37 protein-coding genes and 1 rRNA gene are annotated in these 24,456 nt (G+C 44.6%); 36 read left to right on the top strand and 2 right to left on the bottom strand.

What is annotated here, in order from left to right; all coding sequences use genetic code 11:
* Positions 1-27: 27 nt before the first annotated feature.
* Together ABGV42_RS13065 and ABGV42_RS13060 are read right to left on the bottom strand one after the other, a co-directional pair.
* Positions 28-534, bottom strand: a complete 507-nt coding sequence (locus ABGV42_RS13065) for a PTS sugar transporter subunit IIA (RefSeq protein ID WP_347382022.1) — start codon at positions 532-534, stop codon at positions 28-30.
* The gene (locus ABGV42_RS13060) at positions 531-1,415 is read right to left on the bottom strand and encodes a PRD domain-containing protein (RefSeq protein ID WP_347382021.1); all 885 of its coding nucleotides are present in this window, start codon (positions 1,413-1,415) and stop codon (positions 531-533) included. The genes ABGV42_RS13065 and ABGV42_RS13060 overlap by 4 nt, the downstream gene beginning before the upstream one ends.
* Before the next feature lie 371 nt (positions 1,416-1,786).
* Between ABGV42_RS13060 and ABGV42_RS13055 the strand changes: the two genes are divergently transcribed.
* From ABGV42_RS13055 to ABGV42_RS12880, 36 genes are all read left to right on the top strand, one after another.
* On the top strand, positions 1,787-2,494 hold the full coding sequence (locus ABGV42_RS13055; RefSeq protein WP_347382020.1) for an AAA family ATPase: 708 nt from the start codon (positions 1,787-1,789) through the stop codon (positions 2,492-2,494).
* Between the two features lie 36 nt (positions 2,495-2,530).
* Entirely contained in the window at positions 2,531-3,283 is a 753-nt protein-coding gene (locus ABGV42_RS13050) for a metallophosphoesterase family protein (protein ID WP_347382019.1), read from the top strand.
* Between the two features lie 63 nt (positions 3,284-3,346).
* A complete protein-coding gene (locus ABGV42_RS13045; RefSeq protein ID WP_347382018.1) occupies positions 3,347-3,829 on the top strand; it encodes a DinB family protein in 483 nt (160 codons plus the stop codon).
* Between the two features lie 119 nt (positions 3,830-3,948).
* Entirely contained in the window at positions 3,949-4,437 is a 489-nt protein-coding gene (locus ABGV42_RS13040; protein WP_347382017.1) for a cysteine hydrolase family protein, read from the top strand.
* Between the two features lie 16 nt (positions 4,438-4,453).
* Positions 4,454-4,612, top strand: coding sequence for a hypothetical protein (locus tag ABGV42_RS13035; protein WP_347382016.1), 159 nt, complete (start codon positions 4,454-4,456; stop codon positions 4,610-4,612).
* 41 nt (positions 4,613-4,653) lie between these two features.
* On the top strand, positions 4,654-5,139 hold the full coding sequence (locus ABGV42_RS13030) for a hypothetical protein (RefSeq protein WP_347382015.1): 486 nt from the start codon (positions 4,654-4,656) through the stop codon (positions 5,137-5,139).
* A gap of 53 nt (positions 5,140-5,192) precedes the next feature.
* Positions 5,193-5,654 (top strand): NUDIX domain-containing protein, encoded by a 462-nt coding sequence (locus ABGV42_RS13025; protein WP_347382014.1) that lies wholly within the window; start codon positions 5,193-5,195, stop codon positions 5,652-5,654.
* A gap of 33 nt (positions 5,655-5,687) precedes the next feature.
* Positions 5,688-6,329, top strand: coding sequence for a hypothetical protein (locus ABGV42_RS13020; RefSeq protein WP_347382013.1), 642 nt, complete (start codon positions 5,688-5,690; stop codon positions 6,327-6,329).
* Positions 6,330-6,381: 52 nt separating this feature from the next.
* Complete coding sequence (locus ABGV42_RS13015) at positions 6,382-6,864, top strand: GNAT family N-acetyltransferase (protein ID WP_347382012.1); 483 nt, start codon at positions 6,382-6,384, stop codon at positions 6,862-6,864.
* A gap of 70 nt (positions 6,865-6,934) precedes the next feature.
* Positions 6,935-7,336, top strand: coding sequence for a hypothetical protein (locus ABGV42_RS13010; RefSeq protein WP_347382011.1), 402 nt, complete (start codon positions 6,935-6,937; stop codon positions 7,334-7,336).
* A gap of 42 nt (positions 7,337-7,378) precedes the next feature.
* Positions 7,379-7,888, top strand: a complete 510-nt coding sequence (locus ABGV42_RS13005) for a hypothetical protein (RefSeq protein ID WP_347382010.1) — start codon at positions 7,379-7,381, stop codon at positions 7,886-7,888.
* A gap of 12 nt (positions 7,889-7,900) precedes the next feature.
* Complete coding sequence (locus ABGV42_RS13000; protein ID WP_347382009.1) at positions 7,901-8,245, top strand: hypothetical protein; 345 nt, start codon at positions 7,901-7,903, stop codon at positions 8,243-8,245.
* A gap of 214 nt (positions 8,246-8,459) precedes the next feature.
* Positions 8,460-8,906, top strand: a complete 447-nt coding sequence (locus ABGV42_RS12995; protein ID WP_347382008.1) for a LytTR family DNA-binding domain-containing protein — start codon at positions 8,460-8,462, stop codon at positions 8,904-8,906.
* A complete protein-coding gene (locus tag ABGV42_RS12990) occupies positions 8,903-9,313 on the top strand; it encodes a hypothetical protein (RefSeq protein WP_347382007.1) in 411 nt (136 codons plus the stop codon). The genes ABGV42_RS12995 and ABGV42_RS12990 overlap by 4 nt, the downstream gene beginning before the upstream one ends.
* A gap of 15 nt (positions 9,314-9,328) precedes the next feature.
* Positions 9,329-9,730 carry a hypothetical protein gene (locus ABGV42_RS12985; RefSeq protein WP_347382006.1) on the top strand — a complete coding sequence of 134 codons (402 nt, stop codon included), beginning with the start codon at positions 9,329-9,331 and terminating at the stop codon, positions 9,728-9,730.
* Between the two features lie 47 nt (positions 9,731-9,777).
* Entirely contained in the window at positions 9,778-10,281 is a 504-nt protein-coding gene (locus tag ABGV42_RS12980; RefSeq protein ID WP_347383226.1) for a GNAT family N-acetyltransferase, read from the top strand.
* 183 nt (positions 10,282-10,464) lie between these two features.
* Positions 10,465-11,130 (top strand): HAD family hydrolase, encoded by a 666-nt coding sequence (locus tag ABGV42_RS12975; protein ID WP_347382005.1) that lies wholly within the window; start codon positions 10,465-10,467, stop codon positions 11,128-11,130.
* A 48-nt stretch (positions 11,131-11,178) separates the two neighbouring features.
* Positions 11,179-11,640, top strand: a complete 462-nt coding sequence (locus tag ABGV42_RS12970; RefSeq protein WP_347382004.1) for a class I SAM-dependent methyltransferase — start codon at positions 11,179-11,181, stop codon at positions 11,638-11,640.
* Positions 11,641-11,646: 6 nt separating this feature from the next.
* Positions 11,647-11,898: a hypothetical protein gene (locus tag ABGV42_RS12965; protein ID WP_347382003.1), complete on the top strand. Its 252-nt coding sequence runs from the start codon at positions 11,647-11,649 to the stop codon at positions 11,896-11,898.
* A 26-nt stretch (positions 11,899-11,924) separates the two neighbouring features.
* A complete protein-coding gene (locus tag ABGV42_RS12960) occupies positions 11,925-12,431 on the top strand; it encodes a hypothetical protein (protein ID WP_347382002.1) in 507 nt (168 codons plus the stop codon).
* A 60-nt stretch (positions 12,432-12,491) separates the two neighbouring features.
* Positions 12,492-13,370, top strand: a complete 879-nt coding sequence (locus ABGV42_RS12955) for a hypothetical protein (RefSeq protein ID WP_347382001.1) — start codon at positions 12,492-12,494, stop codon at positions 13,368-13,370.
* Positions 13,367-13,618, top strand: coding sequence for a DUF7660 family protein (locus ABGV42_RS12950; RefSeq protein ID WP_347382000.1), 252 nt, complete (start codon positions 13,367-13,369; stop codon positions 13,616-13,618). The genes ABGV42_RS12955 and ABGV42_RS12950 overlap by 4 nt, the downstream gene beginning before the upstream one ends.
* 38 nt (positions 13,619-13,656) lie before the next feature.
* The gene (locus ABGV42_RS12945) at positions 13,657-13,842 is read left to right on the top strand and encodes a hypothetical protein (protein WP_347381999.1); all 186 of its coding nucleotides are present in this window, start codon (positions 13,657-13,659) and stop codon (positions 13,840-13,842) included.
* A gap of 177 nt (positions 13,843-14,019) precedes the next feature.
* Entirely contained in the window at positions 14,020-14,586 is a 567-nt protein-coding gene (locus ABGV42_RS12940; protein ID WP_347381998.1) for a phosphoglycerate mutase family protein, read from the top strand.
* A 39-nt stretch (positions 14,587-14,625) separates the two neighbouring features.
* On the top strand, positions 14,626-15,138 hold the full coding sequence (locus ABGV42_RS12935; protein ID WP_347381997.1) for a nucleoside deaminase: 513 nt from the start codon (positions 14,626-14,628) through the stop codon (positions 15,136-15,138).
* On the top strand, positions 15,135-15,509 hold the full coding sequence (locus tag ABGV42_RS12930) for a hypothetical protein (protein WP_347381996.1): 375 nt from the start codon (positions 15,135-15,137) through the stop codon (positions 15,507-15,509). The genes ABGV42_RS12935 and ABGV42_RS12930 overlap by 4 nt, the downstream gene beginning before the upstream one ends.
* A complete protein-coding gene (locus ABGV42_RS12925) occupies positions 15,487-16,140 on the top strand; it encodes a Type 1 glutamine amidotransferase-like domain-containing protein (protein WP_347381995.1) in 654 nt (217 codons plus the stop codon). The genes ABGV42_RS12930 and ABGV42_RS12925 overlap by 23 nt, the downstream gene beginning before the upstream one ends.
* Positions 16,141-16,142: 2 nt before the next feature.
* Entirely contained in the window at positions 16,143-17,036 is an 894-nt protein-coding gene (locus tag ABGV42_RS12920) for a PhzF family phenazine biosynthesis isomerase (RefSeq protein WP_347381994.1), read from the top strand.
* Positions 17,037-17,064: 28 nt separating this feature from the next.
* Entirely contained in the window at positions 17,065-17,826 is a 762-nt protein-coding gene (locus ABGV42_RS12915) for an aminoglycoside adenylyltransferase domain-containing protein (protein WP_347381993.1), read from the top strand.
* Between the two features lie 46 nt (positions 17,827-17,872).
* Entirely contained in the window at positions 17,873-18,328 is a 456-nt protein-coding gene (locus ABGV42_RS12910; protein ID WP_347381992.1) for a GNAT family N-acetyltransferase, read from the top strand.
* Entirely contained in the window at positions 18,312-19,346 is a 1,035-nt protein-coding gene (locus ABGV42_RS12905) for a phosphotransferase enzyme family protein (protein WP_347381991.1), read from the top strand. The genes ABGV42_RS12910 and ABGV42_RS12905 overlap by 17 nt, the downstream gene beginning before the upstream one ends.
* Before the next feature lie 158 nt (positions 19,347-19,504).
* Positions 19,505-20,305, top strand: coding sequence for an inositol monophosphatase family protein (locus tag ABGV42_RS12900; protein ID WP_347381990.1), 801 nt, complete (start codon positions 19,505-19,507; stop codon positions 20,303-20,305).
* Between the two features lie 158 nt (positions 20,306-20,463).
* A complete protein-coding gene (locus ABGV42_RS12895; protein ID WP_347381989.1) occupies positions 20,464-21,054 on the top strand; it encodes an HD domain-containing protein in 591 nt (196 codons plus the stop codon).
* 50 nt (positions 21,055-21,104) lie between these two features.
* Positions 21,105-21,560 (top strand): NUDIX hydrolase, encoded by a 456-nt coding sequence (locus tag ABGV42_RS12890; RefSeq protein ID WP_347381988.1) that lies wholly within the window; start codon positions 21,105-21,107, stop codon positions 21,558-21,560.
* 17 nt (positions 21,561-21,577) lie between these two features.
* Positions 21,578-21,910 (top strand): HIT domain-containing protein, encoded by a 333-nt coding sequence (locus ABGV42_RS12885; protein ID WP_347381987.1) that lies wholly within the window; start codon positions 21,578-21,580, stop codon positions 21,908-21,910.
* Between the two features lie 723 nt (positions 21,911-22,633).
* Positions 22,634-24,185: ribosomal RNA gene (locus ABGV42_RS12880) — 16S ribosomal RNA — on the top strand.
* Positions 24,186-24,456 lie beyond the last annotated feature (271 nt).

Here is a 24,456-nt window from a genome sequence, read left to right as displayed (position 1 = left end):
GTTCTTCCTTTCTTTTTTTGATTTAGGTTATTTGGACAAGCTGACTTTCATGATAGTTCCCATGCCTGCTTCTACGCGGCCATAATCCGGGTTCGACTCCCATTGCTGTTCAGCCGCATTCGCAACGATGACAGGGGTGATGACCGGATAACCGGCCGAAGCGATCGCATTCAGGTCAAATTCAATCAGGGTCTGACCGACAGCGACCTGATCCCCGGTCTGCACTCGGGGTGTGAAGCCCTGTCCTTTCAGGCTGACAGTATTCATACCGATATGCAGCAGGAGCTGCAGCCCGGAAGCGTGCTCAATCATTACGGCATGGTGCGATTTGATCAGGTGCACCACAGTTCCGTCGATAGGGGCGACCAGCCTGCCCTCCTGGGGAATCACTGCAACTCCCGGTCCCATAAGTCCTTGCGCGAACGCTTCGTCAGGCACTTCTTCCAAACTGACACAGGTTCCGGTGAGCGGGGAGGCGACGGATATCGTTTCAGATATTTTGGCAGATTTGTTGTTTTTCCATTTCCAGATCATTGTGTGTTGTCCTTTCTGTTGTTGGTTTTGGCATGGCTTTGAAAAAGCCGATATAAATGCATGGCGAGAAAAGCCGTTTCTTCTTCAGGTACCTCTGTCCCCAAATCCTCGGCCATTACAGCGCTCAGTTTTCTGGCCAGCTGGTATTCGGACGGATATTCATTTTTCACATATTGTGCGAAGGTGGGGGCCGTCATCGGCTGCTGATACAGGCGTTCCATGGAGAAGCGCAGGTGTATCATGAGTCTTGCCTGGCTAAGGCTGCCCTGGTCAAATTGAACGCCACCTTCCTCTTCAATAATGGACTGAAGCTTGCTGATCACATTGGATACCTTAACCAGCTGTCCGACAGGGACGTGATTTACGGAGGAGTACACATGGTATGTCAGGAACCCGGCCTCATCCTCCGGTACCTCTACGCCAAAGGCCTCTCCGATCATGGCCGCTGCTTCTGAGGCGAGTTCGAATTCTTTCGGAAAACTAAGCTTTGTCTCCGTAAGGAAAGGATTCAGAATCTCCATCCCGTTGCGGATACGATATAAGGTGAACTGAATATGACTCGGAAGAGCAAGGTAGATCTTGTCATTCAGCTTGCCGGGAAACTGATCAGCGATGAGACGGATAATCCGGTCAGAGATGTCGATGACATTGGGGTCCAAGTCCTTCATCAGCTCCTGCGCCTGCCCCCATTCCTCCCGGTCTTCCAGCCGGAACCTTTTCTCAATCCGCGGATCATCGGCCTGGACGGTGCTTTCCGCCTTGAATGCAAATCCCAACCCTTTACCGATCAGTACATACTCCTTGGTATTCTGGTGCGACCGGGCCAGAACAATATTGCTGCCGACGACCCGCTCTACCTGCAGCATCATTTCTTTACTCACGGTTCACCGCCTCCTCGTTTCTAAAGTTAACGCTTTCAGACCTCCGGAACGCAAAAAGAGCCAAGGAGCGAATATAGTCTCAGGTTCGCTTCTTGGCTCATGCCCTCTGGGGTGGTAACACGCCAATTCATTTTATATTTTATGCAGAACGTTCTTCGTACATAATATAGAACCTGATCTGCCACCGTCAACCATAATTTTTGTCATCCATCTGTTCGTCGTTTAATATAGGGAATGTGTAAACAAAAAGGACCCTGCCGTATTGGATAAAAAAGGAGCCATGATCACCTTTTAAGGTGCAATGAGCCTAATCCGTTATTGATCATGTCCAGGTAGATGGAGCCAAATCTTACAAGAATAGGAGGATGCATATGTATCTTAGAAGTGTGGAGCTCATGATGGATAAGGTCGAGAATCGCAAGAAGTATCCGTTTGATATACCAGCCATACAATCCTTAGAGCGGTTGGAATTCAGAAATAACATTACTTTTTTTGTCGGCGAAAATGGATCGGGCAAATCCACCCTGCTGGAGGGAATCGCTCATCAATGCGGATTCAATACAGCGGGGGGCGGCAGGAATAACGTCTTTGAGATGCATGCTTCGCAATCATCGTTAGGGGATTATCTGCGGCTGGCCTGGCTACCCAAAATTTCGAATGGTTTCTTTATGCGATCGGAATCCTTCTATCAATTTGCATCCCATGTTGATGAGGTAGGCTCTCTTGAATACTATGGCGGGCGTTCACTGCATGAGCAATCTCATGGAGAGTCCTTTCTTAATCTGTTTGTGAACCGCTTCAGCTCGAAAGGCATCTACCTGCTTGATGAGCCCGAAGCCGCGTTGTCTCCTGCCAGACAGCTATCCTTGCTGCGCATTCTTCATGATCTTTCCGGGACATCCCAATTCATTATTGCAACGCATTCCCCCATTTTGCTGGGCTATCCCGATGCTGACATATTGAATTTTGATGACAGCTGCATTCAGAAGATGGCTTATGAAGATACGGAGCATTATCAAATTACCCGCAGCTTTCTGGAGAATCGGCATCGTATGCTGGATGAGCTGTTCAAGGACTAACTTTGGTTTGTGAGATTGAAAAAGTGGAGGAATGACATGTATAAGTCTGTTGCCATTATTTCCGATATCCATAGTAATTACTTCGCCTTAGAGGCTGTTTTACAAGATATTGCTGCCCGAAACATTGAACTTATCGTCAATTTGGGGGATAGCCTGTTTGGCCCGGTTGATCCACTGGCGACAGCACGATTATTAATGGACCACAAGAATATAGTTCATGTGATGGGGAATTGTGACGAGATTCTTTTGCAAAAAGAAAACCCATCGGAAACCTTTCAATTTGTAAAACCCCTTCTTGATCTGGAAATCGAGAATTGGATCAGATCATTCCATCGTACGTGGGCGTACGAAGATCTTTTATTTTGCCACGCTACGCCGTGGGCGCATGATCAGTATTTGCTGGAAGAAGTGACGGCGGAAGGAGTCCAGTATAAAGACACGCTTCAATTGGCTAACGAACTTCTGGAGGTACAACAGCGTTTTATTTTTTGCGGACACAGTCATGTGTTTCAAACGAAATATTTGCCGGAAAGAAAGGTAATCGTAAACGTAGGGAGTGTCGGTTTGCCTGCCTATTATGATGATTTGCCCTATCCGCATGTAATGGAATCCAACTCGCCTTACGCGGACTATGCAATTGCTTATCGTAATGTAAAGGGGAACTGGGACATGGAACACATTATGGTTGAGTATGATTGGGAGAGAGCGAGCTCCATGGCTCAGGCAAATGGACGAGAGGATTATGCAGTTGCGATCAGGACGGGGAGCATGGCGAGAGATCTCCTGTAAGCAATATAACAAGGGAAGGTATTTGAACGATTTTGTAGAGACATTCTGGGAGGAGAGTTAATCATGAGTTACAAACTGGTGTTACTGGACCAACTGGCTGCCTGTCATCATGATAAGAGCTGGTTTATACCGCTCGACGAGATGTTGCGTGACGTTACCGCTGCTCAGGCTGCATGCTTGAATGATGAAGGTCAATCCATCTGGAGGCTGGTTCATCATCTGACATTCTGGAATGAGGTATGGTTGGATCGGTTTATTAAAGGTGAAGTGAAAATGGATCATAACTTGAATAATGATGAAACGTTCGATGTGGATCCTTCCCGGGTTAGCGAAGAGGAGTGGCAGAAGAGTATTGATCGAGTCGGATCTACGTTTCTTAAATGGATCCAGGCCGTACAAGAAAGTGATGATGCAAAACTGGCACTGACCATCCCTTCATATTTCAACGCTCCGTGGTGGAATGTCATTTCCAATGTGTGTATTCACAATGCGTATCATATTGGCCAGATCATGATGCTGAAAAAGAAGTTCGTAGGCTCAGCATAACAAATATGATGTACCCGATTTAGAGGAGTCCCGCCTGCAAAATCGAATACATATAATTGGAGCATTCTAAATGTAGAAGCACCAACAAGACAGTAAATCAAATTACAAGGAGTGTTCGGATGAAAATAGGTTTTCTGATTGTGGATATGCAAGAGAGTATTGTGCGAGATCGAGTGGAACAAAAAGGTATAGACCACGCTTGTGAGTATATCAATCACGTTGCAGATGTGCTTCGTTCAAGTGATCATGTGGTGGTCCATGTACAAGATGTCGAAGGCATGGAAGGATCAGCTCCGGAGGAGTATCGGGTTATTTCCGAGGTAGATGTCAATGAGAAGGATCTCACCGTTACCAAAGAAAGCTCCAATGCATTCTGGCAGACAGAGTTGGAACCAATATTGAAGAGTCATGGCATTGAGCTCGTGATCATTTCCGGTTTCGCCGCAGAGGAATGTGTTCTATTTACCTATAATGGTGCGATGGAGCGAGGATTCAGACCTGTTATGCTGCAAAATGGGATTCTCAGCACACATCAGGAAGCGGTGACGTCGACCTACAGAGATCGAAATGTGATTTCATACCCTGTGGTAGACTATCTAATCAAATAGATGAGGATTTCCATGGATGCGACAAGGTCGTATCCATTTTTGCTATACATCGCTGATCCGTCAGTCAGGACTGGAGCTTTTGATTGAATTGGATATGACATCTGGGAAAGGGCTGGAGATTTATAACGTAAGCATCTTCGCATTTTCCAAAAGGTGGGTTATGATGGATGGATAAGAAGCAAAGTATTAAATTTGAATAGGCTGGGAGATAAATATATGCCGATGATTCATAACTTTGTTATTGAGAACAAATGGGTCCTAAGCGAAAATGTTCATGCTTCTTATTCATGGGATAGAAACGGGAAAATACATAAAAATGGACTCGCGCCAGACAACCAGGCCCACCTGGACGACAACTTCATTTCATATATATATGATTCACTCCAATGGTTAGAGACCAGAAATCCATCCACCGGGGAGAGATCAATGGGACTGAACAATTACGGCATTACAGTTATTGAAGATCAACAAGTATTGCAGAGGCTTCATCAAATCATAAATGCATGGATAGAATTATTCAGCTCAGCACCAGAAACAATCATACTCAGAGGGGATTACTGCATTGATGATGGAGGGAAGAAAGGCTACTACGAGAAACTGTTGTATAACAAAGTGGATTTAATAACTGAATTAAAAAAGCTTGCCAGGATGGCAGTGCATGCTGTTGAACATGGAAAGTGTCTTGTGCATTTTGGAATATAGGATGATTAGAGGGTTCATCTTTGTTTCAATTGACGAGAGAAGGAGCAACGGAGATGACGAGCCGAATTGTGGTTACAGGCGGGGCCATTATCAGAGATGATCGTGGGAGAATTCTGCTGCAGCGTAGATCCGATTATGGAGACTGGGGATTGCCTGGTGGCGGTATGGAGCCCGGAGAGCGAATCGAAGAAACCATGATCAGAGAAGTGAAGGAAGAGACTGGTCTGGAAGTGATATCCTATGAACTGGCTTCCATCTATACGGGTGAGAGAATGAAGTATACCTATCCGGATGGAAATGAGGTCGTATTTGTCATGTTTCTGTTTAACGTCAGAGTTCATTTAAACGGAAAACTGGCCGAGGATGAGCGAACACTATTATTTGAAGACGAGAATAACGAATCGTTGCAATTAATGTTTACAAGTTTGGATGAAATCGAGATCGATACGATTAATAAGGTGCAGAAGCCTGTATTGATAGATTTGATTCAAGAGAAGCAGGGGATTCTGCGTTAAGGAAAAACTACTAACGAAAACGGAGTGATATGAATGCCTTGGCCTATGGTTCATTTTGCGATTGCATCTGAAGTTAGTTCTAATCCATCCCCGGAATTCCTGCTGGGAAGTCTTGCTCCTGATTCAATACACGTGAGAAGTAATGTGCGCAGTGAGAAGGCAAAAACACATTTAATGATCGAAGAAGGCAGGTTCGCAACAGATGAAGAGCTTCGGGCATTTTGGGAGTCTTATAAACAGCAAGCGGAACGGGATCCTGCATTCTGGCAGTATTTGTGCGGATACATCGCTCATATCTATACGGACCGCGTCTGGACTTTCGATATCTATCCCGCATATGAGGAACATCCTGAAGGCAGAAAACGATATACGCAGGAGGTAACGAAGATGGAGTTTATGATTTTGCGAAACCGATCCGGTGCTCGTGAGCTGCTCCATAGACTGGATGTAGCGAAGGCTTATGATTTGGGTGGTTTGCTGGAGCATGAGGTGGTTCAGTACAGGAAAGTGAAAGTGGATTTCTTAAATAATCCTGCGCATGAGCCCGCGGAAGATTTGAGCATTTTATCCGTGGATGTACTAGAACATTTCATTCATACAACTGCAGTAAGACTAAAACAAATGTATACGGAATGGAATGTGTTTGAAGATTTACGCAGCACAACCTTAAGCTAGGCAGTAAAGTAGCAGAAACAAGTGCTGCAAACCAAAAATGAGGTGACTTCATGTGAAAAGTTTAATTCGCCTTACCGAATATCATGAGAGATATGATGCAGCTTTGGCTAATTTCTCACTGACTGGGGAGCAGTTTTCGTTTACGGCATTGCCTGCAGAAGTTATAGAGGAGGCCATTTCCAACCCGAACAAATATCCTATTGTTATTTTAAATGAGGAGACACCGGTTGGCTTCTTTATTTTACATAAAAAATCAGAATACGCCGAAGGAAAGAAATACTCGAATGCGATCTTAATAAGAGCATTATCCATTACGTTGGAACATCAAGGGAAAGGGTATGCACTGGCTGCCATGAAGGCAATCGGTCCATTGCTTCAGCAGATTGAGCCAGAGATGAAGGAAGTCATCCTCGCTGTAAATGAACAGAATGTTGCAGCACAGAGCCTGTATTTGAAGGTGGGTTTTCGTGACACGGGCATTCGCAGGATTGGGGCACATGGTCTCCAGTTTGTTTTTCATAAAAGAATGGATTAACAGAAAGATCATAGATAAGCAAGTCTGTAGTCTGTACAGGAAATGATCCTCTGGATTGGGGGCCACGTGGATGTATGCTGTCATTGCCAATGTTATTGAAGACAACCAACTCCGAACAGGAGCCAAGGTATATATTCTATACTGTCATGGTATGGACGAACGTCCGTTAGTCTATGGTATGGCCAAAGGCGGGAAGAGAATCGAGAAGTATATTTCCTACAAAAAATTAACTAAATTTAGATCACAGTGGGTTCCTGAGCATATCAGACATCGGGTGCAATGGTCGTATGAACACCGGGCAGATGCGGATCGCAGAGCTCAAACGCTGGATTTTATGTGGACGAACGTCAGGGCATTTAATTCCGTCGGTGACCTAATTAAGGAGGGCCTGACGCAAAACGAAGTGTACCAAACGTATAGTCGCATAAAGTTTATTGAACAGAAGATTACGCTGGTCGAAAGGAAGAAATAACGCGGTGCTTAATCAATAGGTTAGAAAAGAGAGGAGAATATTATGCGAGCCAAAATCAAACACGCAGACTTGGGTTCATCGCAGCTTAGCTGGTTAAGTGTCCAGCCGATGCTCATTTCAGTTCGAGGTAAAGATGTTGCAGCCAAAACAGAGGTGTACCACCAGTTAAATGAAGGTCAACAAGCGCTATTTTTGTTCTACTCCTACCATAACCATACGAAAAGTCTGGCGGAGTTTTACTGGTTCTCGGCTTACAATATCATGGAGATGAAGAGCTGGAGCGGCATCCAAAATGGAATGCGTTTTTTTAATCAATATGACATGATAGCTCTGCTGGATAACATCGAGCGTGTGATTGTAGATAAAAATAGAATCGGAGATCAGTGGCGTGAGGTTACGCCAACAGATCTGGAGCAAGACCCCAACCTGTATCAATTAATTGAGGATCTGTTTATTCAATATCGCGCTCAAGCTGAGGAAGTGATCGCGAGTATAAATATGGAGATTCTGCAACATCAGGAGATGTATTTTGAAATTGAGGATGAGGGGTAAGGAGACTGGGAATTGAAATTCGAATATCTGAAATTTTCGTGCAATGTGGATGTGTTTCATAGAGATCTGGACATGATCGTTCGGTTTTATGATGGATCAAGAGAACCTGCGGAAGAGGAAATTGTTGATCTGGTGATCGCCGATCCGGGTTATGGCTACATTATACTGAAGTATAAAGGAGATGCCGCGTTATTGAGTGGATTTCTGAATGAGTCGGTTTTTGCATCGGATGAGATGGTAGAAGCTGCAATTGATTATGTTGAACGCTTGTCACCACATTCTCAAAGTGTATATATGCCGTATCACGTGTCTCGATTCAAGCCAACAAGTTATGTGGAATACAATGGGGAATACTGAGCATTCCCCATACAGCATTCTTTAGAATACATAAACACTGATATAAATTCATATAACAACGTTAATTAATGGCGAGAGAGAAGAACGATTTATTCGAACTACATACATTAGTCAGCTGATGTGCAACAAACCTGCAACTTCTTGCAACAAAACGCAATTCGGTATGCCGGATATTGTTTTGCCTGTAATATGAGTGATGAGAGGAGGGCAACACGTGAAAGTAACATTTGAAACAGATGCATCCATGGAACGAAGTCTCGCCAAGGTAGTGACCAACCCTGCCGAACAACAGCGCTGGGAGGAGATTGATAAGGCGATTAGCCACTTGGAAAGACAGCTGGTCGTCATCAACCCGAAGAATAACCGGAATGTCCAGATCCAGCCAAGCTCAATTCTTGCCATTGAGTCCGAGGATCGAATGTGCAATATACGTGTGATTTCGGGAGAGAGCTATCTGCTTGGCAAACGTCTTAAATATGTGGAAGAAGACATGGATTCTTCCCATTTTCTGAAGATTAACAACTCAACGATTATCAATGTTAAACACATCAAGGCGTTCGCCGCCACAGACCATGCCAGAATCCAGGTTGAGCTTAAGGATGGATCCAGCTACTACGTCAGTAGGTACTATATCAAAAATTTCAGGGGGAAATTATCATGATCGGAAATCTCAAGCATTCGTTTTTTCAGGTATTTACAATAACTTTCCTATGGGTCACGCTGCTGTTAACCTTTTTCTTCAAAGACCAGACAATCCAGATGGGGTATCTATGGAACCTCGCCGGAATTGCGTTCATCGCAGCCATGGTATTTGGAGTCATGTACGATGCGCTGTGGAACTACTTTACGTTGAAACCGATCTGGAATATTGTGATCTCGTCTACCATTAACATTCTCGGAGGTACAGCGGGTGTGTGGTTGTTCTCAGAGGAGATGTTCCACTTTATCGCACCGTGGTTCCCTGGCATGTGGCTTTTGTCGATAGTGCTGCACACCATTGCCTTTTATTTTTATGCTAGAATGGATAGCAAGAAAAAAGCGGAAGAATTAAACAAGATCCTGAAGTAGACAAGGAGAAAGCATATGAATGAAGAAAAGGCTCTTCAGGAGTTCGGCTTGGAGCTGGGCTCCCGGGACAGGGAGCGCATTCGTACACTGCTGCAACAAGAAATCGAAAATTCAAGTGCGATGGACAATGATTATCTCAGAATCTTATGTGTCATGTTGTTTGCGATCGGTCATGTAGAGGACACTCAGCTCATTTGGCAGGCCAAAAGAAAGAACCAGGATACGGGCAGTTACGTGGATGTACAACTGTTATGTGGTGCTGGATTCGAGGACACGACAATGTTTCTGGAGCAACTGGATGGGCAGCAAGCGGAAGAGCAGTTACAATATCTCAGACAGTGTGAGCCATATGATTTTGTAGACTTTTCCAAAGAGGAATGGATCACCCAGTACAAGCAATACTACGGCGTTATATAGGGAGGGACCTCACGATGACGACATTGTCCAAGGAGAATACATCAATCATGAATAACCCTACTGTCGATATACGAGAGTACTCTGCCGAGTATCAAACCCAGGTCATGAATTTGATTTTGCAGATACAGCAGCAGGAATACCAGATCTCCATTACCAGAGAGGATCAGCCGGATTTGCTTGAGATCGAAACCTTTTACCAAAAAGGAATCGGGAACTTCTGGGTCGCTGTTGCCAATGAAAAAGTGATCGGTACGATTGCTCTGCTTGATATCGGAGAGGAGCAAGCAGCGCTCAGGAAGATGTTTGTAGCCAGAAATTACAGAGGTAAGGTACTGCAAGCTTCGAGTCGTCTGCTGCATCAGGCATTAGAAGGGGCCAGGGAGAAGGCTGTGAACGATATTTACCTTGGAACGACTCCGCAGTTCGTGGCAGCACATCGATTTTATGAGAAAAATGGATTTGTTTCGGTTACACGTGAGGAACTACCGGATGCTTTTCCGATGATGAAAGTAGATACCAAGTTTTATCACCGTACCACGCCCTTTGCATGAGGCAAGTCATGCAGAGCGGCGTGTTATTTTATTTAAGAGAATTAGAGAATAAAAGATAGCATACTTGATCCGTTCGCAAATTCCACATTATGGGTTATGATGTATCAAAGAGAAATTGTAACATACATAGGAAGTTTGATCCGGACGGTTTTGGAATCTTTGACACATTGGGGAGGAAACAGAATGAAGGCCATTTTTCTTGATTTCTATGGGACGGTTGTGCATGAAGACGACGATATACTTCCAGTGATTTACGAACGAGTACAAGCTGCGGCGCGTGTTGAATGTACAACAGCCGAAATAGGAGATTTTTGGTGGAAGGCATTTTCCGAAATGTTCTATGCAAGCCACGGCAGTCAGTTTACGACCCAACGAGTACTCAATGTACAGTCCCTGACAGCAACACTCCTACATTTTCAAGCAGATGGTATCGCGGAGCTGCTTAATCAGGAGCAATTGGCTCACTGGCGTGATCCCAGGATATTTGAGGACTCTATTCCCTTTTTGCAATCGGTAGATATCCCTGTGTATATCCTCTCGAATATCGATACAGATGATGTAAGAGCTGCAATGGAGAAGCATGGTATTGAGGCGGCAGGTGTAATTACAAGTGAAGATGTCCGTTCTTACAAACCAAGACCAGAGATGTTTAATGAAGCATTAGCCAGATATGATCTGTCCCGGCATGACGTCATTCATATCGGCGATTCGTTGACAAGTGATGTACAGGGAGCACAAAACGCGGGCATTCAGGCTGTCTGGTTAAATCGGAAAGGCAAAACCAAACCGCAGCATATCCATCCGGAATATGTATGCAGGGATCTGACAGAAGTTCTGAAAATCCTGTAGAGTTTCGAAAATTGTTTGGAGGAAGTCATAACAGGGACGGTGTGATCCATGCATGAGTTGAAAAAGCAGTTGGCAACGTATCAGGCAGGTCAGATGTTGGAGGTTGGTACAGGCTCAGGAAAATACATTCCTACCTTACTTGAAATTTTCAGTGGTATCGAACGGATCATGGGCATTGATACCGATACGGATTCTTTACGACAGGCAGAAGCCGCATATGCGAGCCATGAAAAGATCCAGTTTATGCAGATGAACGCAGCAAAGATGGATTTTGCGGATCAAACGTTTGATACCGTCTGCATCTCAAATGCATTGCATCATCTGCCTCCGGGCGTAAATGTCATTGAAGAAATGAAACGAGTCGTGAAAAGAAACGGTTTATTTCTTATAAATGAATTGGTCAGTGATGATCCTAATGAAGCTCAGCTATCGCACATCCTGTACCATCATTTTGGTGCAGATGTAGATCAGCGGTTGGGAAAATATCATCGTCACACCTATACACGCTAAGAAGTTATGGATATCATCTCTGCCAGTGGTATTATCATCCGCTCAATCTATGAATTCAATGAGCCAAAAGAAGATGTCATGGAAGAACGGGACATTCGGTTGGTCTCGGAGGCCTGCAAGCAGCATATGGAACGGGCTAGGCCGTTTGAAGATTATGAAGCGTTCGCCGAACGCGGCCTTTCCATCATGGAGCGTCTGAACAATGTTGGGATTCAGCGTCCAACGCAGATCGTGATTTTGGGAAGTTTAGGAGAATAGACAAAAGGATAATGAGAGGGCTGGATATGAGAAAGCTAACCGTTATGCTTGGATTATTTCTGTTCTTGGTCGCGTGTCAGAATAAAACTGGTATGGAAGACGCACAGAACCCGGCAGAACCTTCGCCGGAAGTTCTCACAGTAGAAGCTGGACAAAATGGAGAAGTAACGGCACCAACAGAGCCCCATGACATCCCGCCAGTTTACATTGATGAAGCGAATTATACAGGTGATGAACTGGAGATCGTTAAACTTATGAACGCCCGCCTGCATTATATATGGGAAGAGGATGAAAAGGGGTATATAAGCCTCATTGATCCGCAAGCGCCAGTATCGGGTATGGGAAGAACCAAAGTTCGTAAGGTCATCTCCATGAGCGACATTACTATTCAAGAACAAAAGAAGCTCTATCAGGCAGTTGTGAGGGTTACTGAGCTGAAAGAGAACGACAAAGAATACAACAGCACGATGGTTTTTTGGAAAAAGAAAGAAGAGGGGGATTCGGCACAGTGGATTATTGCAGATATTGATTGAAGATAGGGTCACGATACCGAAAGTCTATTAAATTCAAAACGAAATTCAGGTGATGTAATTATGAAGAGACAATTAATTCTTGTTGAAGGGTTACCCGGTTCAGGAAAGTCCACGATTGCCAAGATGATATCCAACATCCTCATTCAGCGAGGGCTGCAAGTACAGCTTTTCCAGGAAGGGGATCTGAATCACCCGGCTGATTATGAAGGTGTGGCCTTTTACACTGCGGATGAGTTTGGAGATTTATTGGATGCTTATGAATCATGCAGAGATGTATTGGAGAGCAGAGCCATAGCTTATCGTAATGGTTATCTGATTCCTTATCGCAAAATAAAAGAGGAACTGGGAGGGGCGTTTCCTGACCATACGGTGCAAGAGATTTTCAGCCGGGATATTTACGAATTACCTTTTGAACAAAATAAAGATCTGATCACTTCTAAATGGCGAAGCTTCACCGAAAGCGTGTTAGCGGCTAATGAGGATACTGTCATTATCTTTGAATGTTGTTTTATCCAGAACCCATTAACGATGGGTCTTGTGAAATGCAATCAATCCCGAGAAGATAATGTTAACTATGTGCTGGAGCTGGAACGCATGGTTCAAGCACTGAATCCGCTATTAATCTATATTGATCAGAAGGATATTGCGCATACCTTTGATAAAGCGGTTAAGGAAAGACCCAAGGAATGGTCTGAAGGATTTATTCAGTATTACACGAACCAAGGGTGGGGAGCTTCAAGAGGATATCATGGGGTTCCAGGCACCGTGAAGGTGCTTCAGGCAAGAAAGGAGCTCGAAACTGAGATTTATCAGATACTGAAGATGGACAAATATTGGCTGGATAATTCGGAATATAACCTGTCCGCTTGTCAGAACGAACTGGAAAGCATTCTGAATAAGGCGTTTCCAGATGCGGAAGGAGAGCAGCGCAGGAAATGAAAAAAACGTTATTCGAGCTTGTTAACGAGGTTGAGAGTGAAGCATCTTTTAGGGCTTTTTTGCTTGAATTAAGCTTGGATCGAAAGGAGCATACCGATGAATGGCAGAATGATTCGATAGCATCGTTTCTGGAAGCGGCCGCCGAGTGGGGGGAGGATTCCGAGAATGGATTACCACATTACGAGAAGTCGGGTAACCCATGGAGAAGATGTGCACAGATCCTGTATATGGGCAAGATCTATGAGTAGAGTTGAAGGAAATATATACATAATGGAGGTTTAGCTTCATGACCATTGTTAAGGTAGCACTAATCGCCATAACCGCCTTGTTAATGATTATAGGTGTTAGGGGCAAACGTAAATCAGTACTCAGATGGGGGATCGCCAGTTTCATAGCATTGATTATTCTCATTATTCCTGCGTTCATTAACGGATTCGTGGATGGATTGTCCGATGGATGGTCAGCACGATGACAAATCCCAATCACAATAACATATCGTATGAGCGAAATAACAGTACATTTAACTTCCGTGTGGCAGGCATTGTGATGGATGCGGGACGAGTTCTGTTGCAGTATTTTTGAAAAAGTAACTGCATAATCTGCATGATGTGAAGAGCATCCAACATTTCATTCAGAAATAGAGGGATATATGGACATTACATTTATTCGTCATGGTCATGGTGAACATTTGATAGATTACCCGAACCGGTTAAATGAGCTTCACCCTGGTCTCACCGAACTGGGAAAGAGTCAGGTGACAAAGCTAAGTAAACAGATGAAGATTGATCCTCATGACGTTATCTTGGTGAGTCCAACGAGACGTACCATTGAAACCGCACTTCTTCTAAGCGCAGGAGAACATCTTACGATATGTCCACTTGTTGGCCCAAGAATGTTTCCTCAGAATCCGGAGTTCATTCCTTTCATCTGTGATCAGATCTATTCCAAGGAAGAGCTTGATACTCAGTTCCCCGGGCTAAGCGTATTGGATCTTGGATTGGATTGTTGGGAAGACGGTGTTAACCGGATGGATGGACATCAATTTGAAGTACTTGCTGAGGGGCTTCTTCAATGGTGCAGGCGACAGGACGGCAACACCTATATCATTTCACATGATGGCACGATAACAAACTACAGGATTTTGCTTGGAGAAAAAGGACTATCAAGAAGAGATTTTCTTGGTGAGGCGGGAAAGTACACCATTAAGAACTTTTAACGGTAAACATAAGACAACCAATTTAAGGAGGAATTCCAGATGAGGTTATCCGATTATGAATATTTAGTTTTGGCGCTGGAAGAGGCAGATCAGGCGTTTATTGAAGGGACATATCCGATCGGCGCAGTAATCGTGGATGAGGATGGGGATGTCGTGAGTAAAGGGAGGAACCGAGTTTTCTCCGAATGCGATCCTACCGCACATGCTGAGGTGGACGCCATTCGCCGAGCGGGGAAGCATTTGCTGGATTTAGACCGGAAGAAATTTACGAAAAACAACCTGACACTGTACACGACTTGTGAACCTTGTCCCATGTGTTCCTGCACCATATTAATGTCGGGAATCAAAAGAATTGTATGGGCAGCGGATGATAAAGAGTATGGCGGTCTTCGGCGTTTCAAGGAGGGTCCCCATTTCATCCATATGTTTGACACCCTTTCCTGTGTTGCGGCGCCATATCTTGACCTGGAAAATAGACAAAGGGCGATGCTCGCCAAATGGAATATTAGTAGAGGGTTACTTAATACAGAGTGGGAGACTGCAAAGCAATGAAATCCATTCCAGTCTCGATTCTCCTTGCTAGTGTCATCTTAGGCATTTCATTTATAATTGGCTGCTTCTTCCTATCGAATCAAGAGAGCGTAAACGAGCCAACTCAAGTAGCACAGGAGGAAGTTGCTAAGGATAAGGTGTTAATGACGATTCAGGAAACAGCGGAGTATCTAAGTATGACTGAAGAACAGGTGATGAGCATTATTCATGCTGAACAAAGAAGTTTTACGGCATCGGGTTCCTTTAACGGAGCAATGTTCCCCTTTATCAAGGTTCAGGATGAATTCTTTATAAGCAGGAACGAATTGCTGCTGTGGGCCCAGGATGCTTCTGTCTACCATAGAAGGTATGTTAACGGGCAGTTGCAATAGCTGTGTTGGTATTGCAAATGAAGAATTGAATCAAAGGATATTGGAATTGCTTGGTCGCGACAAGCCTTCGATCGGTTATATCCCTTCTTGTTCCGACACGGAGCGGAAATATTTTGAGCATACCGTACGTTACTATAATCAACTGGGTATCGAGAACATTCATTATTATGATCTGGACCTGGAATATGATCCTAGCACGTTTGAGCAGATTTTGGCAGCTGATGCGATTCATTTATCCGGAGGAAATACATTTTATTTTCTGCATTTATTACAGAAGAGAAATGTAGTCGGATTATTGCGTTCCTATGTGCAGGAAGGCGGTATGCTGATCGGAGTCAGCGCAGGCAGTATTATAACCACGCCAACCATTGAAATAGCTGGATATGGCAAAGATGCAGACGAGAACCATGTAGCTCTTCAGGACAAACATGCTCTTGGACTCGTTGATTTCGAGTTCGCACCCCATTGGGACGGAGAGGAAGACAGTCTCGATTTGCTCAGAAGTTATGCAGATACAATCGGTGCAGAAGTCTATGCCTGCCAAGACGGCGGCGGGATCGTGATCGATGGAAAAGTCATAGAGCTGTATGGGGATGTGCGTCTCATTAATCCAAGGAGAAGGGGAATTTAAACATGGGTGAGGTTAAGGTCTACCATTATGATGCTTTTTCGGCAGTTCCGGGCAAAGGTAATCCGGCAGGAGTCGTCCTTGATGCTGATGATTTAAGTGAGATGGTCATGCAGCAGATTGCGCATAAGGTTGGTTTTAATGAAACGGTGTTTGTGCTTAGCTCCAGGACAGCCGATGTGAGACTGCGTTATTTTACGCCGGGTCATGAAATTAATCTGTGCGGTCATGCTACGATGGCGTCGCTGTATGGTTTGAAGACACGTGGACTGTTGGGGGACCAAGAGTCAATCACGATTGAGACCAATGTAGGCATATTACCGATACGGTTTGAGCAGGATGGCGACACGATCAATATGGAGATGAAGCAGGATCAACCGCAGTTTGTACCGTTCAGAGGTGATATCGGGAAGCTGGCGAGCAGCATAAATCTAACCTTGGACGACCTGGATCTATCCACGCCTATCGTGTATGGAAGTACGGGAACCTGGACGTTGTTGATCCCCATTCGTAAACTAAACTCTTTTTCTATAATGAAACCGGATTCTGCTGAGTTCCCTGGTGTTTTAGTTGAGAACCCCAAGGCTTCCTTGCATCCTTTTAGCTTCGAAACCCGTGATTCAGAGGCGATGATGCATGCTAGACATTTTTCTTCACCTTACTCAGGTACCACGGAAGACCCCGTGACAGGAACAGCCTCCGGGGTGATGGGCGCCTATTATTTAACGTATGTAAACCGTGAAGTAGATCAAGTACAGTTTGTCGTGGAGCAGGGGCATGAGATCGGAAGAGATGGAAAAGTTGAAGTGAGCGTGACCCGGGAAGGACAGGATATGGATGTGAGAATTAAAGGGACGGCTGTTTTTGTGCGTGAAATGAACATTGAATTGGATATTTAATAACATTACCTGAAAGGGTGTTTGTTCCTTGGATGAATCGATTGTTTTACAAGACGTTACTCGTTTGTTAAAAGAAGAATTATCGGATTCGCTGGTGGGGGTCTATTTACACGGTTCGATGGCCATGGGAGGCTTCCATCCGAATCAGAGCGATATCGATATCTTGGTGGTCTGCCGGGATAAACGATCCGCTAATATATATCGAAGAATCGCACAGAAGCTAATGCATATTGAAGACGAGATGCGTATAAAGAAAGGCTTTGAGCTTAGTATTGTATTGGAATCCACAATTGCGAACCTCGTATATCCGACTCCGTTTGAATTCCATTACTCAGCTTATCACCGGGAAAAGTATCGAACCGATAAGCACTATCTCTGCGGCGGATATGAAGATCCGGATCTCGTCGCACACTTAGCGGTCATCTATGACCGGGGGATTGTTTTGTATGGTCCGCCTATTAAGGAAGTTTTCCATCCTGTCAATCGTGAATATATGATAGCCTCCATTACATCAGATGTGGGAGCAGCTCTGGAAGAAATCGCGGACAACCCTGTCTACTATGTATTGAACTTGTCGCGTGTCTTACTGTATGTGAAAAATTCAGTAATTTATTCCAAGCGAGAAGCTGGCGAATGGGGAAAGGAGGAGCTTTCTTCGAAGTACAAGGACGTTATCTCGCAATGTCTTGCAAAATATAATGGAGAGCTGGAAAACCTGAACCTTAGTGAGTCGTTACTGTTGGAATATGCGGATTATATGTTGAGAGAGATCCATAGCTATAAGAAATAAACGATTCAAATATTCAAGGACATAATGAAAGAAAGAAGGTGCAAGGATGTTTGAGATTATTGATATTCGGCAAAAGCCAGACATGCTGCAGGCAGCTGTTCAATACTTTTGGAAACAGTGGGGGACAGAATCGAGCTATCATTTTTACCGGGATTGCATGGAGCGTTCAATGGATACGAACAGTGATGTTCCGAGGTTTTATGTGATGTTGGAGGGAGACAGGATCATCGGAGGATATGCTCTGCTTAGAAGCGATCTGAACAGCCGGCAGGATCTCTTTCCCTGGTTTGCATGTCTTCATGTGGAGCCGGAATACCGGGGCCGGAATCTGGGCGGACAATTACAGAAGCACGCGATGGATGAGGTGAAGTTGAAGGGATACGACAAACTCTATTTGTGTACGGATCTACAAGATTATTATGAGAAAAATAACTGGACCTACATTGGCAAAGGATATTCGCTGAATGATGAAGAGATGAGAATCTATGAACTGCAAATTTGATGAAGTCATAAGGCACTACTTCAAGGAACCTGAGTATACATTGGATGCCGTTCCGTTCGGTTTGACTAATACAACCAAAATCATTGATATCAATGGACAGAGGTTTATTGTACGAATCTATAACATCCACATCAAAACGATCGATGGGTTGAAACTTGAATCCCGAGTGACAGCATTTCTTCATAAGGCACAGGCTTCATTCGAAGTCCCGATCTTCCTTCATACTTATGATGGTAAGGATTATGTGGTGATGAGAGACGGTTCGCTTGCGGCAATGACTACTTTTCTGGAGGGAAAGCTTCCACAATTGTCTAACATCGAAAAAGCCGATAAGTTCGGCAGGTTGGTAGGGGGATTTTCGTTCCGAATGAGTGAGTTCCCTATGAAGAAGAACACGTATACGGGCATATCCTTTCATAAATTGTATAACATTCACCCGCTCGCTAATCGTGATTCGGTGATATCTTTTTTTGCGGATATGCCTTTTGAATTAACAGAACAACGGTATACGTTTTATCAGACAATGATTACTGAGATCGAAAATTCCAAACTTAACTTAGAGGTACTGCCGCAACAGCTCGTTCATCATGATTTATTAATTTATAATCTGCTGGGTCAATCGGGAGAAATTACAGGGGTATTAGATTTTGATTTCATTGGGATGGATGCTGCTTTAATGGAGCTTACGATTAGCCTTAATCATATTATTCAGGAGTCTAACGGATCCTTGAATTTAACTGAGGCCTTCCTTCAGGGGTATGGAGATACTCGCAAACACTCCTCTCTTGAACTTGGCTATGTACAGCTGCTAACTCAAATTTATTTTATTGCCGTGTTGCATTTCTATATTGGTCAGCATTATGCGGGATTTGCAATTGAACATCCCTTCACGTTTATGATCGATCAGTTTGAAAGGAATATAAGCTGGCTAACGGAGAATGATGTACATATTCAACAATTTCTTCATAGGTATGTAACGGAGACAAATACAACTAGAACATGTCAGGAGGGGCTGTAATAGAGCAACATTTACCTCATAAGAAAGTGAAAAACTATGCTCTTACCTCTCACCAAAATGGGGGATTAATCCATTCCGTAGAAGGTTGTATTGCCAGGATCATTGGAAGTGACCGAAATCCAGAAAGACTGATCAAGTAACCGAGCGGAGGGACCTTTATGAAACAGACCATTCGTTTAGCACAAGAAATCTCAGAGAGAGTCGTTCGTGAAGCGGGACAGATCGCCAGAGTTCATTTTGACCAGATCACCTGTGCAGTGGAAAAGGACAAGTTCGGCGACGTTGTAACTGATGTGGATCATGAAACAGAGCGGATCATATGTGATGCGATTAGCCATACGTTTCCCGAGCATGAGATTCATAGTGAAGAACGAGGACATAACGGTCAGAAGAGCGACTGGCTGTGGATGATTGACCCGTTAGATGGGACTAATAATTTTGCCATTGGATTTCCCGTTTTTTCCGTTTCCATTACATTGATGTACCGTTCGGAACCTGTTCTTGGAGTTATTTATGAACCAATGGTGGATCGTTTATTTGTGGCATCACTGGGGAATGGGGCCAGTTGTAACTTGAATCCCATGAGTGTCAAGATGAAAAAGGATCTGATAAAGGGAACGATTGGTTGGATACAGGGGCATCAGGTACAGCATGAGGAGAATGCTGTCCGGCTGCGACAACATCTGGATATACGTTTTAAGAGAGTGATGAGATTATGGGCTCCTACCCTGCAGTGGTGTATGCTGGCCAAGGGAGATATCGATGGTATTGTGCTCTACAATTCAGAGGGAGACGATCTATACTCAGGAATCCTGATGGCAAAAGAAGCGGGTGCCATGGTTATGGATTATGATGGGGTTCTATTCGAAGGCATGAGTTCAGAGCCTTATCTGATCGCCTGTCATCCGGAGCATCGCGACTATTTCCTGAGTGTGGTTCGGGAAGGATTAAACCTATGATTAGTGAGCTGAATCAACTTAAATTCGATAAGGTGAAGCTCCCACGGACTTTTAATGAATTGAAATTACATATGTAAATGGTTGAAATTGGTGTGGCGAAGTTTACTGGTAGGATCTCTTAACATAGAGTGGGTATCGTATTTAAAGGAGGATATAGGATGAGTGAATCATTGCAGGATCAGATTCAATTTCTTATTGAGATTGATAAACTGAAAACAATCGAACGGAGAACAAGAATTATCCATGGAGATAGACGTGAAAATGATGCGGAGCATTCATGGCATCTGGCCATGATGGCGTTGGTTCTACAGAGTCATGCGAACAAGGATGTGGACATTCTCAAAGTTATTAAGATGCTTCTCGTTCATGATCTGGTTGAAATCGATGCCGGAGATACCTTTGTTTACGATACAGCTGGGCACACGGATAAATACGATCGTGAGATCAAGGCGGCTCATCGTCTTTTTGGCATGCTGCCCGAAGTACAGGGTGAAGAAATGCTTAATCTATGGTTAGAGTTCGAGGCGAAGGAAACGAATGAGGCACAATTTGCCTCGGCTCTCGATCGGTTACAGCCTCTGATTCACAATTATCAGAACCAAGGAGATACGTGGCAGAAATACAACATTACAAGCGATCAAGTCATCAACAGAAACCGTGAAATGGCAGACGCTTCGGATACTTTGTGGACGTACGTGCAACAGCTAATTCAAAATTCCGTCGATCAGGGAATCCTAACCAAATCATAGGAACACGGATGAACTCAGTCATATTCATTGAAAGAGAAGAGGGAACTAGCATGGGTTACATTATGGAACTTCGAAAACTGGTCGGCTCGCGGCCGTTGATCATGGCGGGTTCTTGTGTGCTGGTGTTCAACGAAGAGGGTCATCTGTTACTGCAAAGACGTACAGACAGTCTCGACTGGGGGACACTCGGTGGTTCGCTTGAACCGGGTGAGTCGCTGGAAGAGGCAGCAGCACGGGAATTATATGAGGAAGCAGGTTTAAGGGCAGAGACGTACAAACTCATTACCGTTTTCTCGGGCCAGGACATGTATTACAAATACCCCCATGGGGATGAAGTGTACAATGTGATGGCTGTTTATGAAGCTAAAGGAATCATGGGTAATCCAGTAGTTATGGACGATGAAGGGCTGGAACTCCGATACTTCGATCTGGACCAACCGGTCCCGGAGATTAATCCTTTTACAGAGTATGTACTAAAAAAGGCAGGGTACATCCAATCCAAATAAAGAAAGGATCGTTCCATATGACACAAGACTTTTATTGTGAGGAAGTGCTCAGTGGCAAGACTGAAGTGGAAATTGTTATGGAGACGGATAAGGTGCTGGCCTATCATCATACCCGGCCGTACTATGAACATCATATCGTGGTTATTCCCAAGTTCCACATACAATCCTTGATTTCAGAAGAAGAAGCGAATGACGATGAGTTGATACTTGAAATCATGCGGGTCATTAAAAAGATCGCTGCCGATATGGTGGAGTTTACGGGTGCTTCTAAGATTGTGACGAACCTCGGGAATTACCAGGATTCAAAGCATCTGCATTGGCATGTCATCAGTGGTGAACGAGTGACTTAATCCGTAATAGAATCAGTTATTTTTACAAGTGTGATGTAACGGGCGAACATTAAGGGGGATTATTTTCTTTAATTGTGGTTTGTTATGAGCCATAATAGAATAACTCAAGTTGACGGCCGGCTGATTAGTCGGTTGTTTGTTTTTCTCATTAAGCTATCTGGCGGTTATTCCTAAGCAGACGTTATAAATATTAAATAATAAATCAATTCGCCTATGGGAATACGAAATAGAAACAAGTTACACTTTTATAAAAGAGGGTACAATGTCGCTACGCAAGGATGCGAACCCAAATTGTTGATGGCATTCATATTATATTTAAGCATATTACAGAAGGACATTCGATCTCCAGATGTAGAGGAATTAAAAAACACTTTACAAGTAAACCTTAAACATGATATATTAATTTTCCGGCCGCAAGAGGCTTGGGAAAAACAAAAGAATTCAAAAACAAATATCTTTACAAGTTATGAAGATATGTGGTATATTCTAATTCCGGCTTTGAAAGAGTCGGACGCGAAGTTTGATCTTTGAAAACTGAACAACGAGTGAGTAACGATCTTGCTTGCAAGATCGACGCTGAGGAATTGGTACAAGTCATCTGACTGTATGATTTCGAAGCACAAATGAGATTTTTAATCTCGTCAGATTCAAAATGAGCTAATCGCTCTTTTCAATACCTCAGATGATTTTCATAGCGTCTAACCGCGCTGCTGAAATTCATCTTTATTGGAGAGTTTGATCCTGGCTCAGGACGAACGCTGGCGGCATGCCTAATACATGCAAGTCGAGCGGACTTGAAGAGAAGCTTGCTTCTCTGATGGTTAGCGGCGGACGGGTGAGTAACACGTAGGCAACCTGCCCTCAAGCTTGGGACAACTACCGGAAACGGTAGCTAATACCGAATACTTGCTTTCTTCGCCTGAAGGAAGCTGGAAAGACGGAGCAATCTGTCACTTGAGGATGGGCCTGCGGCGCATTAGCTAGTTGGTGAGGTAACGGCTCACCAAGGCGACGATGCGTAGCCGACCTGAGAGGGTGATCGGCCACACTGGGACTGAGACACGGCCCAGACTCCTACGGGAGGCAGCAGTAGGGAATCTTCCGCAATGGGCGAAAGCCTGACGGAGCAATGCCGCGTGAGTGATGAAGGTTTTCGGATCGTAAAGCTCTGTTGTCAGGGAAGAACGTCCTTGAGAGTAACTGCTCAAGGAGTGACGGTACCTGAGAAGAAAGCCCCGGCTAACTACGTGCCAGCAGCCGCGGTAATACGTAGGGGGCAAGCGTTGTCCGGAATTATTGGGCGTAAAGCGCGCGCAGGCGGTCATTTAAGTCTGGTGTTTAATCCCGGGGCTCAACCCCGGATCGCACTGGAAACTGGGTGACTTGAGTGCAGAAGAGGAGAGTGGAATTCCACGTGTAGCGGTGAAATGCGTAGAGATGTGGAGGAACACCAGTGGCGAAGGCGACTCTCTGGGCTGTAACTGACGCTGAGGCGCGAAAGCGTGGGGAGCAAACAGGATTAGATACCCTGGTAGTCCACGCCGTAAACGATGAGTGCTAGGTGTTAGGGGTTTCGATACCCTTGGTGCCGAAGTTAACACATTAAGCACTCCGCCTGGGGAGTACGGTCGCAAGACTGAAACTCAAAGGAATTGACGGGGACCCGCACAAGCAGTGGAGTATGTGGTTTAATTCGAAGCAACGCGAAGAACCTTACCAGGTCTTGACATCCCTCTGACCGGTACAGAGATGTACCTTTCCTTCGGGACAGAGGAGACAGGTGGTGCATGGTTGTCGTCAGCTCGTGTCGTGAGATGTTGGGTTAAGTCCCGCAACGAGCGCAACCCTTGATCTTAGTTGCCAGCATTTCGGGTGGGCACTCTAAGATGACTGCCGGTGACAAACCGGAGGAAGGTGGGGATGACGTCAAATCATCATGCCCCTTATGACCTGGGCTACACACGTACTACAATGGCCGGTACAACGGGCAGTGAAGCCGCGAGGTGGAACGAATCCTAAAAAGCCGGTCTCAGTTCGGATTGCAGGCTGCAACTCGCCTGCATGAAGTCGGAATTGCTAGTAATCGCGGATCAGCATGCCGCGGTGAATACGTTCCCGGGTCTTGTACACACCGCCCGTCACACCACGAGAGTTTATAACACCCGAAGTCGGTGGGGTAACCGCAAGGAGCCAGCCGCCGAAGGTGGGATAGATGATTGGGGTGAAGTCGTAACAAGGTAGCCGTATCGGAAGGTGCGGCTGGATCACCTCCTTTCTATGGAGAATCGTTTCCCGAGTGGAAACATTCAAATCAGCAGGTTCACTGAACCTGCGACAGCGATTCATTTCGGTCCATCACTTGATGTGTGGATGAAATGAAGAGCAAAACTTACTCACTCGTTGCTCAGTTTTGAGAGCTCAAACTCTCAAAACAGCTTGCTTTTGCATGGAGCTTGTTCTTTGAAAACTAGATATCGAAACGAAAAATGCGAATTAGAACATTCCTTTTAGCTGAACTTGTGTTAAACAAGTTTCAAATAATAGCG

This window comes from Paenibacillus pabuli (genome assembly GCF_039831995.1).
Lineage (GTDB): Bacteria > Bacillota > Bacilli > Paenibacillales > Paenibacillaceae > Paenibacillus > Paenibacillus pabuli_C.
The sequence above is the reverse complement of the archived record's forward strand: the minus strand, read 5'-3'. Positions and strand labels throughout refer to the sequence as shown.